The 16904-nt window shown below is 66.6% G+C and carries 14 protein-coding genes and 1 riboswitch; of the genes, 11 read left to right on the forward strand and 3 right to left on the reverse strand.

The genetic code is table 11. From position 1 onward, the window contains the following. Nucleotides 1-50 precede the first annotated feature (50 nt). The 9 genes from ACSQ3P_RS17865 to ACSQ3P_RS17905 all read left to right on the forward strand — a co-directional run bounded on the left by ACSQ3P_RS17865 (nucleotide 51) and on the right by ACSQ3P_RS17905 (nucleotide 12187). The gene (locus ACSQ3P_RS17865; protein ID WP_436166860.1) at nucleotides 51-1709 is read left to right on the forward strand and encodes an OFA family MFS transporter; all 1659 of its coding nucleotides are present in this window, start codon (nucleotides 51-53) and stop codon (nucleotides 1707-1709) included. Nucleotides 1710-1869: 160 nt separating this feature from the next. After that, entirely contained in the window at nucleotides 1870-3099 is a 1230-nt protein-coding gene (locus ACSQ3P_RS17870) for a GTP-binding protein (protein WP_436166861.1), read from the forward strand. 57 nt (nucleotides 3100-3156) lie between these two features. After that, on the forward strand, nucleotides 3157-5361 hold the full coding sequence (locus ACSQ3P_RS17875; protein WP_436166862.1) for a TonB-dependent receptor: 2205 nt from the start codon (nucleotides 3157-3159) through the stop codon (nucleotides 5359-5361). Between the two features lie 71 nt (nucleotides 5362-5432). Further along, nucleotides 5433-5628, forward strand: a riboswitch (cobalamin riboswitch). A gap of 127 nt (nucleotides 5629-5755) precedes the next feature. Beyond that, nucleotides 5756-6568: a class I SAM-dependent methyltransferase gene (locus ACSQ3P_RS17880; protein ID WP_436166863.1), complete on the forward strand. Its 813-nt coding sequence runs from the start codon at nucleotides 5756-5758 to the stop codon at nucleotides 6566-6568. A 24-nt stretch (nucleotides 6569-6592) separates the two neighbouring features. Next, nucleotides 6593-8131: an ABC transporter substrate-binding protein gene (locus ACSQ3P_RS17885; protein WP_436166864.1), complete on the forward strand. Its 1539-nt coding sequence runs from the start codon at nucleotides 6593-6595 to the stop codon at nucleotides 8129-8131. Next, nucleotides 8128-9081, forward strand: a complete 954-nt coding sequence (locus ACSQ3P_RS17890; protein ID WP_436166865.1) for an ABC transporter permease — start codon at nucleotides 8128-8130, stop codon at nucleotides 9079-9081. The genes ACSQ3P_RS17885 and ACSQ3P_RS17890 overlap by 4 nt, the downstream gene beginning before the upstream one ends. Before the next feature lie 206 nt (nucleotides 9082-9287). Then, nucleotides 9288-10037, forward strand: a complete 750-nt coding sequence (locus tag ACSQ3P_RS17895) for an ABC transporter permease (RefSeq protein WP_436166866.1) — start codon at nucleotides 9288-9290, stop codon at nucleotides 10035-10037. Continuing rightward, a complete protein-coding gene (locus ACSQ3P_RS17900) occupies nucleotides 10034-11452 on the forward strand; it encodes an ABC transporter ATP-binding protein (RefSeq protein WP_436166867.1) in 1419 nt (472 codons plus the stop codon). The genes ACSQ3P_RS17895 and ACSQ3P_RS17900 overlap by 4 nt, the downstream gene beginning before the upstream one ends. A gap of 117 nt (nucleotides 11453-11569) precedes the next feature. Continuing rightward, the gene (locus ACSQ3P_RS17905) at nucleotides 11570-12187 is read left to right on the forward strand and encodes an N-acetyltransferase family protein (protein ID WP_436166868.1); all 618 of its coding nucleotides are present in this window, start codon (nucleotides 11570-11572) and stop codon (nucleotides 12185-12187) included. 25 nt (nucleotides 12188-12212) lie between these two features. Here the strand turns inward: ACSQ3P_RS17905 and ACSQ3P_RS17910 are convergent, their stop codons facing one another. Both ACSQ3P_RS17910 and ACSQ3P_RS17915 read right to left on the reverse strand, forming a co-directional pair. Next, a complete protein-coding gene (locus ACSQ3P_RS17910) occupies nucleotides 12213-12740 on the reverse strand; it encodes a DUF6653 family protein (RefSeq protein WP_436166869.1) in 528 nt (175 codons plus the stop codon). A gap of 5 nt (nucleotides 12741-12745) precedes the next feature. Next, complete coding sequence (locus tag ACSQ3P_RS17915) at nucleotides 12746-13456, reverse strand: AprI/Inh family metalloprotease inhibitor (RefSeq protein WP_436166870.1); 711 nt, start codon at nucleotides 13454-13456, stop codon at nucleotides 12746-12748. Nucleotides 13457-13750: 294 nt separating this feature from the next. Between ACSQ3P_RS17915 and ACSQ3P_RS17920 the strand changes: the two genes are divergently transcribed. Continuing rightward, nucleotides 13751-14140 (forward strand): RidA family protein, encoded by a 390-nt coding sequence (locus tag ACSQ3P_RS17920; RefSeq protein ID WP_310158266.1) that lies wholly within the window; start codon nucleotides 13751-13753, stop codon nucleotides 14138-14140. Between the two features lie 135 nt (nucleotides 14141-14275). Here ACSQ3P_RS17920 and ACSQ3P_RS17925 read toward each other — a convergent pair whose 3' ends face one another. Beyond that, a complete protein-coding gene (locus ACSQ3P_RS17925; RefSeq protein WP_436166871.1) occupies nucleotides 14276-15862 on the reverse strand; it encodes a glucan biosynthesis protein in 1587 nt (528 codons plus the stop codon). A 296-nt stretch (nucleotides 15863-16158) separates the two neighbouring features. On the opposite strand from ACSQ3P_RS17925, the gene ACSQ3P_RS17930 reads away from it, so the two are divergent. After that, nucleotides 16159-16752, forward strand: coding sequence for a glyoxalase superfamily protein (locus tag ACSQ3P_RS17930; protein WP_436166872.1), 594 nt, complete (start codon nucleotides 16159-16161; stop codon nucleotides 16750-16752). Nucleotides 16753-16904: the final 152 nt, after the last annotated feature.

Below are 16904 nucleotides of genomic sequence, written 5' to 3' on the forward strand. Positions count from 1 at the left end.
AGCCGGGAGCAACCCGGCCCGATTAGAGAATCTTGGGGAAAGGGACTGACATGAGCATCGCACAGGATATAGGGCAGGTCGCGCCTGCCTCGGGACTGCTGGACCGAGAGAGGATCATCGCGAAGGCCGGCTTCAACCGTTGGCTGGTGCCGCCGGCTGCGCTTTGCATCCATCTCTGCATCGGCATGGCCTATGGCTTCAGCGTGTTCTGGCTGCCGCTCAGCCAGGCCATCGGCGTCACCAAGCCGGTCACTTGTGCGGCCGATGTCGGGCTGATCGGCTCGCTCTTCACCACGGCCTGCGACTGGAAGGTCGCCGATCTCGGCTGGATGTACACGCTGTTCTTCGTGCTGCTCGGCTCATCGGCTGCGATCTGGGGCGGCTGGCTCGAACGCTCGGGTCCGCGCAAGGCCGCCTTCGTCTCGGCGCTGTGCTGGTGCGGCGGCCTCCTGATCTCGGCGCTCGGCGTCTACACCCACCAGCTCTGGCTGATGTGGCTGGGTTCGGGCGTCATCGGCGGCATCGGGCTGGGCCTGGGCTACATCTCGCCGGTCTCGACCCTGGTGAAATGGTTCCCCGACCGGCGCGGCATGGCGACCGGCATGGCGATCATGGGGTTCGGTGGCGGCGCGATGATCGGCTCGCCCTTGGCCGACATCCTGATGAACGCTTTCAAGACCTCGACCTCGGTCGGCGTCTGGCAGACCTTCGTGGTGATGGCGGCGATCTACTTCGTCTTCATGATGGCTGGCGCCTTCGGCTACCGCATCCCGCCTTCGGGCTGGCGCCCGGACGGCTGGACCCCGCCTGCGACCCAGAACGCGATGATCACGTCCGGCCATGTCCATCTCAAGGACGCGCATAAGACGCCGCAGTTCTGGCTGATCTGGGCCGTGCTCTGCCTCAACGTCTCGGCCGGCATCGGCGTGCTCGGCATGGCCTCACCGATGCTGCAGGAGATCTTCGCCGGCTCGCTGATCGGCAAGCCCGAGATCGGGTTCGCGGCGCTCGACGCCGAGCAGAAGAAGCAGATCGCCACCATCGCTGCGGCCTTCGTCGGCCTGCTCTCGCTGTTCAACATCGCCGGGCGCTTCTTCTGGGCCTCGCTCTCGGACAAGCTTGGCCGCAAGCTGACCTATGCGACCTTCTTCGGCCTGGGCATCGTGCTCTACGGGCTCTCGCCCTGGGCCGCCCATGCCGGGTCGCTGGCGCTGTTCGTCGCCTTCTTCTGCATCATCCTGTCGATGTATGGCGGGGGCTTCGCCACCGTGCCGGCCTATCTCGCCGACATGTTCGGCACCCAGTTCGTCGGCGCTATCCATGGCCGGCTGCTGACGGCGTGGTCGACGGCGGGCATCATCGGCCCGGTCGTGGTCAACTATATCCGCGAGGCTCAGATCAATGCCGGCGTGCCGCGCGCCCAGGTCTATGACCGGACGATGTATATCCTCGCCGGCATGCTGGTGGCGGGTTTCATCGCCAATCTGCTGGTTCGGCCGGTGGTGCAGAAATGGTTCATGAGGGATGCGGAAGTCGCAGCCCTCCAGGCCAGGACGGCCAGCGCCGCGGCGAGCGGCCCGCATGGCTCCTTCGGCATCGGCAAGGGTGGCTTCGACGGTACGGCGCTGCTCGCCTGGGCCGTTGTCGGCATTCCGCTGGCCTGGGGCGTCTGGATCACCCTGTCCAAATCGCTGGCGCTGTTCCGCTGAGAGAGCCGCAGCAGTGAGGATACCGAGGCCCGCATCATCCGATGCGGGCCTTTTTCTTGGGTGCTTTCCTGGCCGCCCGGGCGTGTCCGCGATTTCGCGGGTTGACAGAAGAGTAATGTTATAATGTAACAGAATTCTTCTGCAGCTACCCGAGCCCATCATGCTTCCAGCCTCGCTCCTGACCGACCGCCGCCTGCCGGTGACCGTGCTCTCCGGCTTCCTCGGGGCCGGCAAGACCACCTTGCTCAACCACATCCTCAATAATCGCGAGGGCAAGCGCGTCGCGGTCATCGTCAACGACATGAGCGAGGTCAATATCGACGCGGATCTCGTGCGCGAGGGCGGAGCGGACCTGTCCAAAACCGACGAAAAGCTGGTCGAGATGAGCAATGGTTGCATCTGCTGCACCTTGCGCGACGATCTCCTGAGCGAGGTGCGCCGGCTCGCGGCCGAGAATCGTTTCGACTACCTGCTGATCGAAGGCACCGGCATCGCCGAACCGTTGCCGATCGCGGCGACCTTCTCCTTCCGCGACGAGGACGACCGCTCGCTCGACGATGTCGCACGGCTCGACACGATGGTGACGGTGGTCGACGCCATCAACCTGCTCGCCGATTACGACAGCCGCGATTTCCTCGGTGATCGCGGCGAGACCGCCGGCGCGGGCGATGCGCGCACGCTGGTCGATCTTCTGGTCGAGCAGATCGAATTCGCCGATGTCGTGGTGATCAACAAGGCCGGCGAGGTCTCGGCCGGGGAGCGCGACAAGGTGCGCCGCGTCGTGCGCGGGCTCAATGCCGATGCCCGGATCGTCGAGGCCGATTTCGGCCGGGTCGTGCTCGACCAGGTGCTGAACACGCGGCTGTTCAACGAGGAGAAGGCGGAAACGCATCCGCTCTGGCACAAGGAGCTGTTCGGTTTCCGCGACCATGTGCCGGAAACCGAGGAATACGGCATACGCTCCTTCGTCTACCAGGCGCGGCGGCCGTTCCATCCGCGCCAGCTGCACGAACTGATGAACCGCCGCTTTCCCGGCGTGATCCGCGCCAAGGGGCATTTCTGGCTGGCGACGCGGCCGCATTGGGTCGGCGAATACTCGCTCGCCGGGCGGATCACGCGGACCGAAGGGCTGGGCAGCTGGTGGGCGGCGGTGCCGAAAGAGCTCTGGCCGCGCTCGGAGGAGTTCGCCTCGCTGATGCGCCGCCACTGGTCGCAGATCTGGGGCGACCGCCGGCAGGAGCTGGTCTTCATCGGCGGGCCGGAGATGGATGAGGCCGCGATCCGTGCGGCGCTCGATGCCTGCCTGACCGGAAGTTCCACGACAGGCCTCTCGAAAGCCCTGCTCGCGCTCGACGACCCGTTCCCCGCCTGGGACCGGCAGGCGGCTTGAGCTGTCTCCCGCCGCCTTCGGGCGGCCGCATAGCCCCTTTTCACAGCGGATCTTGTCATGATCATCGACCTTGCCGTGGCGCGGCGCGCCGGCATCCTCAGTGCCGGCGTCGCGCTTGGCGCCATCATTGCGACCGGCGCCTTGGCGCAAACGGCCATCGAACTGCCCGAGATCACCGTGACGGCGCCAAGCCCGATCCAGCCGCGCAATCTGTCTGATGCCGAGCCCGCGCCGAGTGGCGACGCGGTTGCGGTCAATCGCAGCTTCTCCACGGTCACCTTCCTCACTGCCGGCGAACTCCTGCGCAATGGCGGCCGCACGCTCGGCGACCAGCTCGCCAATCAGCCGGGCATCACCAATTCCGGCTTCGCGCCGGGGGCTGCCGACCGCCCGATCATTCGCGGCCTCGACAATTTCCGCGTCCGCATCCAGGAAAACGGCATCGGCTCGCAGGATGTCTCCGATCTCGGCGAGGATCACGGCGTGCCGATCGATCCGCTGGCGGCGCAGCGCGTCGAGGTCATTCGCGGGCCGGGCACCTTGCGCTACGGCTCGCAGGCGATCGGCGGCGTCGTCAGCGTCGACAACAACCGCATCCCGTCATTCCTGATCGCGCCGGGCTTCCATGCCGAGACGCGCTCCTCGGTCTCCTCGGTCGATCGCGGCATCGAGAATTCGGCGCTGATCGATGCGCGCTCGGGCCAGTTCGTCGTCCATGGCGACATCTATCACCGCAATGCCGAGGATTATCACATCCCCGGCGGCACCCAGTTCAACAGCTATGTCCGCTCCGACGGCCAGGCGATCGGCGGTTCCTATTTTCTGCCCGATAATCGCGGCTTCATCGGCGTCTCGCTGTCGCATTTCACCAGCCTCTACGGCATCCCCGGCGCCGATGCGCGGGCAACGCGCACCCGCATCGACCTCGAACAGACAAAACTCGCGAGCAAGGGTGAGTTCCAGATCGATGGCGGCTTCATCGACACCTTGCGCTTCTGGGTCGGCGGCTCCGTCTACAGGCATCAGGAGCAGGGGCTGAACGAGGGCGGCGGTTTCGAGACCGCCGCTACGTTCAAGAATCGCGAGATCGAGGGGCGCGTCGAGGCGCAGCTCAAGCCGCTCGAAACCGGTATCGGCCGCCTGACCTCCGCCTTCGGCCTGCAACTCGGCCGCCAGGAGATCGGAACCTCCGGGGAAGCCGATGGTTTGCTGCCGCCGGCCGACACCAACAGCGCTGGCTTCTACAATTTCAACGAATTGCAGCTGCTACCCGGCACGAAGCTGCAGGCCGCCGGCCGTGTCGACTATGTCGACGTCAAGGGCACCGCGACGCGTTTTCCAGCCGGCTATCTGCCGAGCTTCACGGCTGTGGAGAGCATCGACCCAGAGACTGGCGCAGCGACGCAAGTTGCGACGGCGGACGATCCGACCTCGCAGGCCAAGCGGCGCCGCTTCATGCCGATGAGTGCGAGCCTTGGCCTGTTGCAGGATCTGCCTTTCGGCTTCACCGGCAGCCTGACCGGGTCCTATACCGAGCGCGCGCCCAAGGCTTCCGAACTGTTCTCGCGCGGCGCGCATGATGCGCCCGGCACCTTCGAGATCGGCGATCCCAATCTCAAGAAGGAGACCGCCAAGACGGTCGAGCTGGGCCTGCGCCGCACGGCAGGTCCCTGGCGCTTCGACGCCTCGCTCTATGCGACGCGCTATGAGGGCTTCATCTATCGCCGCGTCACCGGCGTATACTGCGACGATGATTTCGCCAGTTGCGGCACCGGCAACGCATTGACGCAGGTGGTCTACACCCAGCGCAACGCCACCTTCCTCGGCGGCGAATTCAAGACGCAATACGACCTCTTCGAGATCGGCCCGAACGTCTTCGGGGTCGAGGGGCAATACGACATTGTCCGGGCGAAGTTCTCCGGCGACGAGAATGTGCCGCGCATTCCTCCTCAACGCCTCGGCGGCGGATTGTTCTGGCGCGGCGGCGATGCCTGGTTCGCCAGGGTCAACCTGATCCACGCCTTCTCGCAGCGGCGTATCGCGCCCGAGGAGACGCCGACCAGCGGCTACAACCTGCTCAACGCCGAGCTCAGCTACAAGGTCAAGCTCAAGGACGGGCCGCTCGGGCCGATCGAACTCACTGCCGGCGTCAACGGCACCAATCTGCTCAACGAGACGATCCGCAACGCGGTGTCCTTCCGCAAGGACGATGTCGTGGCGCCCGGGCGCGGCGTGCGCGCCTTCCTGAGCGCGAAGTTCTGAAAGCGTGGCGATCGGGCGTGAAGCCGGGTCTCGCGGCCGGTCGATCCCGCCTTGTGCAACGCAAGGCGCTGTGCTTCCTTGGCGGGGTCGGTTCTCGAAAGAGATCAAAAGGGAATCCGGTGAGCGCGCGCAAGTGCGCGATTCCGGAGCTGCCCCCGCAACTGTCAGCGGCGAGCGACGTTCGATCATGCCACTGGGCTTGCCCGGGAAGGCCGAACGAAGCTTGGACCCGCGAGCCAGGAGACCTGCCGACGTCGTGAAGCCATGCAACCGGGCGGGGTGCCCCGGAAGGAGCTCTGATGACGGTCGCTCACTTGCGCGTTCTGGTCGCGCAACCGGGTTCGAACGGCGCCGAAGCACCGGCCGCGTCCCATCCATGGGAAGCCGGTGACGGATGTCGAATGCTGCCCCCCTAGACATCGAGGCGATCGCCTCCGGAGGAACGAATTTCGGCCTGAAGGACGAAATCCGCGCCTATTGGAGCAAACGCGCCGAGACCTTCGATCTCTCCTATGGCCACAGGATCCGCTCTGATGCCGAGCTGGAGGCCTGGGCACGATTGATCGCGAGCCATGCCCCGGTCGCCGCCGGGGCCAGGGCGCTGGAGCTTGCCTCAGGCACCGGCGAGATCACGCGCGTGCTGCTTTCGCTCGGCTGCAGCGTCGATGCGGTCGATCTCTGCGAACCGATGATCGCCCGGGCGCGGGCGAAGCATGCGGATGCGGCCGTGCGCTTCCACCTCGGCGATGCCGAGAACACGATGATGGCGGATGAGGCCTATGACCTCGTCATCTGCCGGCATCTGGTCTGGACGCTGATCGATCCCGCGCTCGCACTCGCCGATTGGCTGCGCGTTCTCAAGCCCGGTGGGACGCTCGTCGTGATCGATGGCGACTGGGTCACGCTCTCGCGCAGATCCGTGCTGCTGAAGCGGTTCTCGGGATTGATCGACAGATTTACCGGGGTCGCCTCGACCTGGGATCAGGCGACGCATCAACGCATCCTGAACGGTGTGCATTTCCGCGATGGCCTGCGGGCGCCGGCGCTCGAGGCGATGTTGCGCGAGGTGGGCTTCGAGCCCCTGCGTGTCGGCCCGCTCAGCGGCATCGCGCACCGGCAATTCGCGACGGCCTCCTGGAGCGAGCGACTGCGTCTGCTCGCGGCCCAGGGCCAGTCCTTCATCCTGTCCGCCCGCAAGCCGGGCTGAACCGCCTTAACCGGAGATCTGATCATGACATCGTGGGCCCTGACCCGCCGCCGCCTGCTTGCTGGCGCATTCATTCTGCCGCTCGCGGCCGTGCCAGCCATGGCCCAGCAGGGCGAGCGTGTCCTGCGCGTGGTAGCGCCCTGGGAGTACACCTCGAACGATCCGGCCGATATCGGCTATATCCTGACCCGCCTCGGGGTCGCGGAGACGCTGGTGCAGGTCGAGCCGGAAGGCCAGCTCGTCGGCGGCATCGCCGAAAGCTGGTCGGTCTCCGAGGACAAGCTGAGCTGGCGCTTCAAGCTGCGCGCGGGGCTGAGCTTCCATGACGGAAGCCCGGTGACGGCCCAGGCCGTGGCGGCGAGCCTGCAGCAGTCCTTCATCGGGGAGAGCCTCTCGGCCGTGCCGCTCGACAGCGTGTCGCTCGATGGCGCCGATGTGGTGATCCGCACCAAGACGCCCTTCAGCGTGCTGCCGGCTTTCCTGTGCGATTACGCTTCGATCGTGCTCGCGCCCTCCGCTTACGGCACTGAGGGCAAGGTCATCAAGATCGTCGCGACCGGGCCCTATAAGCTCGCCTTGATCGACGGCAAGACGACGCTGGAGCTCGACCGCTTCGAAGGCTATGCGCGGACCAAGCCCGCCATCGCCAAGCTGCGCTACACGGCGGTGGTCAATGGCGACACCCGCGCCAATATCGCGATCGCCGGGGACGCCGACCTCGTCTATACGCTGAGCCCCACCGCGACGCCGCGGATCAATGCCGCCGGCCAGATGAAGGTCGAGAGCCTGACCATTCCGCGGGTCCGCGCGCTGTTTTTCGACAGCGGGTTGCCGCAATTTTCCGATCTTCGCGTCCGCCGCGCCATCGCCATGACTGTGGATCGCGACGGCATCGCCAAGGCGATCCTGCGCCATCCGGATTCGAGCGCCTCGCAGCTGCTGCCGCCAATCATGACGGGCTGGCATCGCCAGGGTCTGCCCGCCATCGCCCATGATCCCGCGGCGGCGCGCAAGCTGCTCGACAAAGCCGGCTGGATCGCGGGAGGCGACGGCATCCGCGTCAAGGACGGCGTCCGCCTCGCGGCCAAGCTCCTGACGCTGGTCAACCGGCCGGAGCTGCCGGTCATGGCTTCAGCCATTCAGGCGCAATTGCGTGGGATCGGCATGGATGTCGCGATCGAGGTCGGCCCCGGCAACAGCGTTCCCGCCGCGATCAAGGACGGGACCATGCAGTTCACGCTGGTCTCGCGCACCTATGTCAATGTGCCGGAGCCGATCGCGACGATCATTCCCGATTTCGCGCGCGAGCGCTCGGTCTGGGGTACGGTGCGCTGGGATGGCCGGGATCAGGTCAAGGCCCTGGCGGACGCCTATCTCGCGAGCTTCGACGACGCCCGCAAGGACGCGCTGCGCGGGCAGATCATCGCCCTGTTGCACGACCAGATGCCCGTCGTCCCGGTCTCCTGGACCGAACATGGTGTCGCGGTTTCCGGGCGGATCAAGAATGTCGCGATCGACCCCTATGAGATGCGCTACCTCATCGAACGGATGACCTGGAAGTGAGGCCGGCGCTCACGCTGCTCGGGACACGCGCGACGCAGGCCGCGCTGACGGCCTGGCTGCTGGCGACTTTGTGCTTCGCCTTCATCCATGCCTTGCCCGGCGACATGGCGCTTCGCGTCGCCGCGGCCCGTGTCGGCGATGAGCGGGTGACGATCGAGACGACCGAACGCATCCGCCGCGAGGAAGGTCTCGACCGGCCATTGGCCGTGCAATACGTCGCCTGGCTCGGCCGCATCGCGACCGGCGATCTCGGCCAGTCGCTGGTCTCGCGTCAGCCGGTGCGGCAGGAGATCGCCTATCACGGCCGTTTCACCCTCGGCCTGGGCGCGCTCGGCTGGCTGGTTTCCTATCTCATCGCCCTGCCGCTCGGCATCGCCTGCGGTTTTGCGCCGGGCGGCTGGCTCGACCGTGTGACGACGGGTATCGCGGTCGCGCTTGCCTCGCTGCCGAGCTTCCTCGTCGGCATCGGCCTGATCTCGGTCTTCGCGCTCAGCCTGCGCTTGCTGCCGCCGGCCGGCTACCGGACGGGCGCGCATATGGTCCTGCCGGCATTGACGCTGGCGCTGGGCCTGGCGGCTTTCTCGGTCAGGATCATCCGCAACGCGGTGGTCGAGGTGCGCGGCGCCTTCTACATGACCTTCGCGCGGATCAGAGGGCGCTCGGCCGCATCGGCCTTCCGCCATCACGGCGTGCGCAATGCGGCGATCCCGGTCGCGACTTTTGCGGCCCTGCAATTCGCCTACATGGTCGATGGTTTCGTCGTGGTCGAGATGCTGTTCAATTATCCGGGGCTGGGCGAATTGCTGGTCAAGGCGCTGCTGGCCCGCGACGTGCCGGTGGTGATGGGCGCGGGGCTGGTGATCGGGCTGGTCTATGCGGGCGTCAACCTCCTGGCCGATCTCGCCTGCCTCGCGCTGGATCCGCGCCAAGCCGCGAGGGCCGCGGCATGAGCAGCCAGGCGTTTTCCGAACTCACCAAGCCTCGTCCTGATGAGCCACGCAGCTCCGTCTCGAACGATGATCCAGAGCGTGCCGGCTCATCCTTCGAGAGGCACTCGTTCCGAACGCTCCTCACGATGAAGGCTGTGGGCGGATACGGACCAAAGGCCGGTCTCGCTTTGCCGCTTGTCCTGCTGGCTGCCGTAGTTGGGCTCGTTATGTTTGGACCATTGCTGTCGCCGCATGACCCCACAGCGCAGGATCTGCTGCATGCGCTCGAAGGACCCTCGCTCGCGCATCCGCTCGGAACGGACCATGTCGGGCGCGACGTGTTCGCGCGGCTGGCGCATGGGGCGGGCCGCTCGCTGGGGATCGCGCTCGCCTGCGTCGGCGCTGCCACGGGGATTGGTCTCGGGCTCGGCCTGACCGCCGCCTATGCAGGGCGCTGGAGCGACATGGCGATCATGCGCCTCGCCGATCTGATGCTGGCTTTTCCCGGCAGCCTGCTGGCGCTGCTGATCTCCGGTTTTCTCGGCGGCGGTGTGCTGCCGATGTTGATCGGCATCAAATTGACGCTGTGGCCGCAATTCGCCCGGATGGCGCGCGCCATCGCGCAAAGCGAGCTCAAGGAGCCCCATGTCGAGGCCGCGCGGCTGGCGGGCTTTCCGGCGCGCACCCTATTGATCCGCCACGTCCTGCCCGCCGTGCTGCGCCAGACCACGACGCTGGCGACGCTGGGGCTGGGGGCCGCGATCATGTCGATCTCGGCGCTCGGCTTCCTGGGGCTGGGTCTGCAGCCGCCGACGCCGGAATGGGGCGCGATGATCAGCGAACTCCTGCCGTACATCTCCGAAGCGCCGGTGCAGATGGCGGCGCCTTGCCTGGCGATCTTCATCTCCGTGCTCGGCGCGACCCTGCTTGGGCAGGCGTTGTCGGAGCCCGATTCCGGTAAGGAGATCGAACGATGAGCCCGCCCGCCCTCGTCATCCGCGGTCTCGCCATTCGCGACGGCCATGGCGCATTGGTTGTTGCCGAGGTCGATCTCGAGGTCGAGGCCGGCGGGACGCTGGTCCTGATCGGCGAGACCGGCAGCGGCAAGAGCCTGATCGCCCAGGCGGTGATGGGGCTCTTGCCGCAGGGCTTTACGGCGAGCGGGACGATCGCGATCAACGGCCATGCGGCGGTCGATGCCGGGCAAGCCGGGCTCCTGCGGCTGTTCTGGGCGCGCGAGACCATGCTGCTGCCACAGGAGCCGCGAGCGGCGCTCGATCCGACGATGCGCATCGGCCGCCAGCTCTTCGAGAGGACGGGGCGGGGCGATGCGGTGGCGGCGCTGCAGGCGGTCGGGCTCGCGCCCGAGGTTGCGCAGGTCTATCCGCTGATGCTGTCGGGCGGCATGGCGCAGCGCGTGCTCGTCGCTTCCGTGCTGGTCGGGCGCGCGCCGCTGCTGATTGCCGACGAGCCGACCAAGGGGCTGGATTCCGAAAGGCTCGACCAGACGCGCGACCTCCTGCTGTCGCTTCGCCAGGCCGGGCGGGCGCTCCTGGTGATCACGCATGACATCGGGCTGGCGCGCGCGCTCGGCGGACGGCTTGCGGTGTTGCGCGAGGGCCGCATCGTCGAGCAGGGCGAGAGCGTGGCCGTCTTTGCAGCGCCGCGCCAACCCTATACCCGCGCCTGGATCGAGGCCGATCCCTCGCGCTGGCGGCCGAGCCTGCGCTGCTGCGCGGTCGATTCTCCGGTGCTTGCCGGCCATGGTCTGCGCTTCGGCTTCCGGGGCGGGCCTGCGCTGTTCGAGGGGCTCGACATCCATGTCCCGCGCGGTGGCGTGCTCGCACTCACCGGCCCCAGCGGCTGCGGCAAGACCACGCTCGGCAATATCCTGCTCGGGCTGCAGGCGCCCGATGCCGGCCAGGTGAGTTGGGCCGGCGCCGATCCTTATCGCGATCGCGCGGCACTGAAGCGCCTGCGTCGCCGCTACCAGAAGCTGCATCAGGACCCCGCCAGCGTCTTCCTGCCTGGCCGCAGCATCGGCCTGCAACTTGCCGACCTCACGGAGGTCGCGCCCGAGCTCGATCTCGCCCGCGATCTGCCGCCCCTGCTCGAGCGGCTGCGGCTTGATCCGCGATTGCTGCGGCGCCGGCCAGGAGACGTCTCGGGCGGCGAGGCGCAAAGACTGGCGCTGGCGCGCATCCTGCTGATGAAGCCGGAGCTGATCGTGGCGGATGAGCCGACTTCGCGGCTCGATCCGCTGGTCCAGCGCGAGACGATCGCGCTGCTGCGGGAGGTCGTCGCGGGCGAGGGGGTCGGGCTCGTGCTGATCGGGCATGACCGGGCCCTGCTGGCAGCGACGGCCGACGACGTGATCACGATCGGGCGTTGAATTCAGCGGTGTGCCTCTTGCATTGTGCGCTGCAACATACGATCTAACGCCCGAGTTAGGGAAGACACGCCTCCTGGTCGGTAGCGCAGCGATTTCGCGCTGTTACAGGAGATGACATTGGCAAGTTCCAAACAAGCCGGCGCTGTGACCGGCCATGGTGAAATCCGTCGGCTTTGGCCCACGGAACGCGACCTCTTCACCGCCCATCTGCTCCGGCTCGACGCGGTGACGCGGCGCGAGCGCTTCGGCACGGCCGTGAACGACGATTTCCTCGTCAACTACGCCGCGACGACCTTCGGCGTCGGCGGGCTGGTCTATGCCTATATCGAACAGGGCGAGGTTCGCGGTGCGGCCGAATTGCGCGGGCTGGAGGACATCGTCACCCAGACCGGCGAGGCCGCCTTCAGCGTCGAGAAGGCCTGGCGCCGGCGCGGGCTCGGCGAGCAATTGTTCAGCCGCCTGATCACGGCCGGGCGCAATCGCGGCATCCGCACGCTCTATATGACCTGCCTCCCGGAGAATGCGGCGATGCGCCGCCTCGCACGCAAGTTCGAGGCCGATCTCGTCGGCGGCTACAACGATGTCGAGGGCTCGATCGCGACCGGCGGACCGACGCCCTTCACCATCCTCGACGAGGCCTTCGACAACGCCAAGGGCTTTGCCACGCTGGCGCTGTCGCTGCAGCGCAAATTCTGGCGGCCGGCGTTTTTCGGGCGGGTCTCCTCGCATCCATGAGAGCTAGACCCGGCTTGGGCCGCCGCTAATTCCCGTTCAATCTGCGGCGCATGACCTCGTCATAGAGATAGCCAAGCCGGTCGATGCGCCAAAGCTGAGCAAGCGCGATCAGCGTCGCTCCGAATACGGTCGGCCAGATCAGAAGCGCGACCAGCCCCCAAACGAGCAGGGCGATGCCCGCCAGACCCGGAATCATCAACCAGCGGAAAGCCGTGCGATAGCCGGGTGGCAGGTTTCCCTTGCTCTCCAGCCACAGCTTCTCGCCATAGATGCCTTTTGCCGCCCAGCTTTGTGGAACATTGACCGGTCGGAAGACATGTGGGTTCAGCAGCAACCAGACGATCACCACCGCCAAAGCACCAAATGCCCACCAGCCGATCCAGACGCGGCTCCAGATCGCCAGGACCAGCGCGGGAATGGCGGCAAAGCGCGTATAGACGCTCCAGGGATTAGCGTGCCGACGCCAGGCTTCGTCGGTCATTCGGAAAAGCCTGGCGATCCGATCGAGCAGCGTCCTCGCTGTTGGATTGGGTTGAGAATGGTGGGCGGGCATCCGTCTCAGCGGTTGAGCGAGAGCGCGGCGCCCGATTTCGTCACCGCGCCGTTCATCGCGCCGCCATCGCTGGCGCGCAGGCGCGCAACCACCGAGCCGCCCTGCTGATAGAGATAGACCTCGCCGTCGCGATAGTCCCAGGCGGTGACTTTCTGCAGGTCGCGATTGGCGCAGCCGGCTGCGTTGGCGCGGTAGAGGTCGAGCGCGGGCGCGCTCGAGAGCTGGACCTTGCAGGAGCCGCCGGTGGCTTCGCGCGCTGTCCAGTTGCCGACCACGCCATCGCGTGACGACACTGCGCCGCGCGCCGGGCCGGCTCCGCCGCCCAGGGTGGCGACCTGGCCGCCACCACCGCGCAAGGTCGGCACTTCGCCGGGCTGGGCCGAGGGCGGGGCCGCGTTTACAGGGGCGCCGGCATTGGGGTTGTAGTAGGGGTCCTGCGGCGGCGGCAAGGCGCCGGGCGAGGCCGGCGCGGAGGCGGTCGGATAACCGCCCGGCGGGGGCAACGGCTCCGAGGTCACGGGCGCGGAGCTGATCGGCGGCGCCGATTGCAGCGGCGGCGGGTCATAGGTCGGCATGCCTGATCGGCCAGGCCCGTCGAAGCTGAAACGCTGCGAGCCCGCGCAGGCGGTCAAGGCGAGCAGAGGCACGAGGCCGGCGGCCCTGAGGAGCATGGCCGCGCCTGCGGTGCGAGGCCTGCCTGCGGTCTTGGTCGTCATGCGGCGTTCCGTCCGATCATCATTCTGCACGTCTTGTCTCCGATCATGGCCACGCCGGCTGAACATGGCATGAGCAGGACATCGTTAGGGCCCTTCTACAGCAACTGAGCGAATATCGTATTCGGTCTCTTGCTGTAAATTTTTGATCATGCATCGGCTTGCCCCGAAAACCGGTTTGACTTTTCGGGCCGATGATCCAGAGCAGGCCCGGCTGCTTGCGAACCCGCGTCGCGCGCTCTGGTTCCAAGCGTATTCGCGAGGCATAGTCTTGCCGCCTGCCCGGAGACCTTTGCCATGAAGCCGCTCGCGCCGTCCACGATCGCCAAACCCTTCGCCCGCTACAGCCATGGCGTCGAAGTGCCGGCCGGCCAGCGGCTCGTCTTCTGCTCGGGTCAGCTCGGCGTCGCCCCGGACGGGACGGTTCCGGAGGATGTCCGCGCCCAGGCCGATCTCTGCTTTTCCAATATCGCGGCAATCCTCGGTGAGGCCGGCATGACGCTGGCCGATATCGTCCGCATCAACGCCTATGTCACCGACCGCGCCCATATGAAGGGCTATATGGAAGCCCGCGACGCCCATGTCGGTTCGCCGCCGCCGGCCTCGACGCTGATGATCGTCTCGGGTTTCACGCTGCCGGCGTTCAAGGTCGAGATCGAGGTCGTGGCAGCGGCTTCGGACGGGTGAGAGCGGCCGCGCGGATTGGAGCCGAGTGGTTTCAAGTCGATGCGCGTCAGGGTCGGGCTTGACCCGACCATATCGAGAAGACCGCGCTCCCGATTCCGAGATGCTCGGGTCACGCCCGAGCATGACGTTTTTTGCTCAGCTTTCCGCCCGCCAGGGATAGCTCCAGGTCTCCGTCAGGGTCTTCTCGCCGCTCTTCAGGAAGGCGCGCATCTCCGCGATCTGGCCGGGTTCGACGACGATGTCGATGAAGGCGCGGAAGCCTTGCGTCTTGGGATTGGGTACGATGAAGGCGCGGTCGATGCGGCCATAGGCGATCGATGGCACGATCTCGACCTTGTCGGGCTGGCGCAGATGGTATTCGAGGTCGCCGCCGGCGAAATCAACGATGAAGCGGCGGGCGCCTTCCGTGACCGGCTCGCCAGAGCCGAGCGCCTTGGGCTTGGCCTGATAGGTGTTGATGATGCGCCCACCGGGATGCAGATCGGCCGAGTCGAGCATCGCGGTGAGCTTGTAGCCGAAGGAGAATTCGCGGCCGGGTTCGAGCGGCGCCTTCGGAGCCCAGAGCGCGACGACATTGTCGTTGGTCTCGTCGGTCGTCGGCAGTTCGACCAGTTCGACGACGCCCTCGCCCCAATCACCCAGCGGCTCGATCCAGTAGGACGGCCGCAACTCATAGCTCAGGTCGAGATCCTGATAGTGCTCGAAGACGCGGTCGCGCTGCATCAGGCCGAAGCCGCGCACATTGCGCTCGACGAAGGAGGAGACCGCCTGCTGGCGCGGGTTGCGCAGCGGGCGCCAGATCCATTCGCCGGTGCCGGAATGGATCATCAGCCCGTCGGAATCATGCAGCTCGGTGCGGAAATCGTCATGGAAGCGGCGATCGTTCTCGCCGGTGAAGAACATCGAGGTCAGCGGTGCGAGGCCGAGCTTCTCGATGGGCTTGCGCGGGAACAGGGTGACGGCGATGTCGACCACGCTGTCGACGTCGGGGTAGATATGGAAGCGATAGGCGCCGGTGACGGAGGCCGAATCGAGCAGGGCGTAGACCGTGACGCGGTCGGCATTGGCGGCGGGCGCCTCGACCCAGAACTCCCGGAACATCGGGAACTCCTCGCCGCCGGGCACGCCCGCGCCGATGGTCAGTCCGCGCGCGGAGAGGCCATAGCGCTGCTCGCGGCCCAGCACACGGAAATAGCTCGCGCCGATGAAGGAGATCAATTCGTCCAGCACGCGCGGGTCGTTGAGCGGGTAGTGCAGCCGGAAGCCGGCGAAGCCGAGATTGACCGGCAGCGGCTTCTCGAATTTGACCTTGCCGTAGTCGAACAGGCTGGCGGAGTAGGGCACCGGCGTCGGCACGCCGTCGCGCACCACATTGACCACGACCGGCCGGGTGAACAGGAAACCGGGATGGAACATCTGCATCCGGAACGGCGAGCCGTTCTGCGCCAGCAGTGCCCGGTCGGGCCGGAAGCGGATGTCGCGCCATGAATCGAAGTCGAGCCTCGAGAGCGGCTCCGGCAGCGTCGGGCCGGGTTCATAGGGCACGCCGGAGATCTCGCGGGCGCGGCGCACCACCTCATCGAAGCCGAAGCGCGGCTGCGGCGGCGCAGGCGCCGGCTGCTGCGGCTCGGGCTGCTGGGCCAGCAAGGCGGAAGGCGCCGCTGAGAGGCTCAAAACGGCGGCGAGGCCTGCCAGGATCTGGCGGCGGTCGGTCTGGATCATGTGACGCGGAAACCCTATCGCGATTGCCCGTGAAGGCGTGTCGAGACAGTGACTTAGGCGATGAATTGGGGCCGGTCTAGGGCACAGGCGCGGCAGCCTGCGGCGCCCCCGCGCCGTTGACAATCTCGCAAGCGGATTTCTACTCTTTCGTCCTGGCCGGATGCAGCCAGCCGCTCGCGCCCGCAAGGGTATGGTGAATGCATCCAGATCCCGTTCCTGATCCCGCTCGATCCGGTGGACGTCATCAGCAAGGCGAGCCCTGATCGCTGCGTCCGCCGACGAGAAGGATCACTAGGATGCGTAGCTTTCGCGATGCGAAGCTGATGGCCAGGACTCTGCGCGAGACCTTATCTCTGCGTGAGACCCGGGCCGCACGACACGTCCCGCTTTCCCATTCCGAGTCGCTCGAGATCGTCGCCCGCCAGTTCGGCTATGACGACTGGAACGTGCTCGCCGCCAAGATCGGCGACAAGATCGGCGATGCCGGTGCGGCGCCGGCTGGCGAGGGCGCCGCTGCTGACGGCGTCAGCCTGCAGATGGGCATTCCGATCCTGCGGATCTTCGATGTTGGGAAGGCCAGGGAGTTCTATCTGGATTTTCTCGGCTTCAGCCTGGATTGGGACCATCGCTATGGCGAGAATTTCCCGATCTACATGCAGCTCTCGCGCTCCGGTCTGAAGCTGCACCTCTCCGAACATCACGGCGATGCCAGCCCGGGCTCGACCGTGTTCGTCTGGATGCAGGGCGTCGATGCTTATCGCGCCGAGCTGATCGGCAGGGACTACGCCTACTCCAAGCCCGGAATCCAGGAGGAGGGGCCGGGCGGGCGCATGCTCGAAGTGCCGGACCCGTTCGGAAACCGCATCCGTTTCTGCGAGAAGCGGGCCTGAGTTCTTCGCGGGAAAGACGAACGCGGCCCGCGGACCGCGTTCGTCAAAAAATCCGCGGCGAGGGTCAAAAAAAACTTGTAGTCGGGGTCCGCAATCCGTATATCGCGTTCACCCAATTCGCACGTGCCTGTGGCCGCGTGTCAGTCGGTGGG

The organism is Allobosea sp. LjRoot9, assembly GCF_964252745.1.
GTDB lineage: Bacteria > Pseudomonadota > Alphaproteobacteria > Rhizobiales > Beijerinckiaceae > Allobosea.